Origin of the sequence: Ectothiorhodospira shaposhnikovii (assembly GCF_016584105.1) — a bacterium.
Taxonomy (GTDB): Bacteria; Pseudomonadota; Gammaproteobacteria; order Ectothiorhodospirales; family Ectothiorhodospiraceae; genus Ectothiorhodospira; species Ectothiorhodospira shaposhnikovii.
In genome coordinates this window covers 1-309 of sequence record NZ_NRSM01000114.1, presented here as the reverse complement: position 1 = coordinate 309, position 309 = coordinate 1, and the positions used below count along the sequence as shown (strand labels likewise).

1 pseudogene is annotated in these 309 nt (G+C 60.8%); it reads right to left on the bottom strand.

Annotation, left to right across the window (positions count from 1 at the left end):
• Positions 1-309 (bottom strand): annotated as a pseudogene (locus tag CKO35_RS17635) (Tn3 family transposase); the annotation flags it as partial.

Here is a 309-nt window from a genome sequence, read left to right as displayed (position 1 = left end):
GCGCATGGCCTGGCGAATGCTGGTGGCAGACAATTGCGGAATCATGCGCGCGCATTCGACCGCAGTCAGACTGGTGCCGTGGGCCATGATGCCGGCATAGACCATCAGCAGCTCGTCGGTAGAGCGCGGCTCACGTCCGAGCATGATCCAGCTAAAGCGCACCTGGGCGTCAACGGCCAGAATCACTTCCGGCAATTGAACCTCACCGATGCGGTGATCCAAAGCCGCGCGCAGCTTGGTCACTTCTGGGTCTTCGTCCTCTGCGGGCAATGGCGACAAATGGAGTTCATCATCCACGCGCAGTACGCC